Genomic DNA, 764 nt, shown 5'->3' with positions numbered 1-764 from the left:
GCGTTCGCCTCGTCCGCGTCGAGCCACGCTTCGCACTTGTAGGTGCGCCACTGCCCGCCGCCGATGTTTCGGTACGCGGTCGCGGGGACCGTGATGCGGGCGAGCTCGTCCCAGTAATAGGCCGTGTGGCCCTCGCCGGAGTCGCCGATCGCCGCAAGCTCGAACTCCTTGCCCTTGGCGTCGTAGCCCTTGTGCTTGGGCTCCTCGAACACGGGGATGAAGCCGGGGTGCGCCTCGGCACCATCCTCGGGCAGCAGCCTCATGTCCCAGCTCGGGTCCAGCTCGACCGATCCGGGGGCATATTCCGTGCGCAGGGTGCAGCGGTTGCGGCCGTACAAGGCGGTAATGCCGCTGCCCGCCGTGCAGCTTGATATAGCCTCGTCACCCAGCTTCATGTCCAGGTGCCAGCCGGTGAAGCCTGTCGAGGGGTCGGTGCCGAATTTATCGTTGAGGTTGCAAGTGGGCTCAAGCTCAGTTTTGGCAAGCTCTGCCGGAAATACGAAATTAGTGCCAGTCAGATATCGCTGGGACTTATAGAGTAGATGGGTCTTGTCAGTACCATCCTTATAGAAGTAGAACTTGCCCATGGTCACCCAAGTCCACAGGTACAGATCTCCGTTCACCTTCTTGCTCACGAACTTCGGCCCGCTGAAGATGCTCGGGTCCGAGCAGTCCTTATCCCCTTCGTACCACCCGTCTAGACATTTGTCGAGCAGGCTCATGTCCTGCCCCTCGTCGCGCATGACCTGCTCGATGGCCGCGCG

The 764-nt window shown here is 61.5% G+C and carries 1 protein-coding gene; it reads right to left on the bottom strand.

The features are described 5' to 3' along the window. On the bottom strand, window positions 1–764 hold a 764-nt coding region (locus DW754_RS11035), incomplete at both ends, for a hypothetical protein (protein WP_199414479.1).

Origin of the sequence: Collinsella sp. AM29-10AC (assembly GCF_003469085.1) — a bacterium.
GTDB lineage: Bacteria > Actinomycetota > Coriobacteriia > Coriobacteriales > Coriobacteriaceae > Collinsella.
This window is presented reverse-complemented; position numbering and strand designations above follow the sequence as displayed.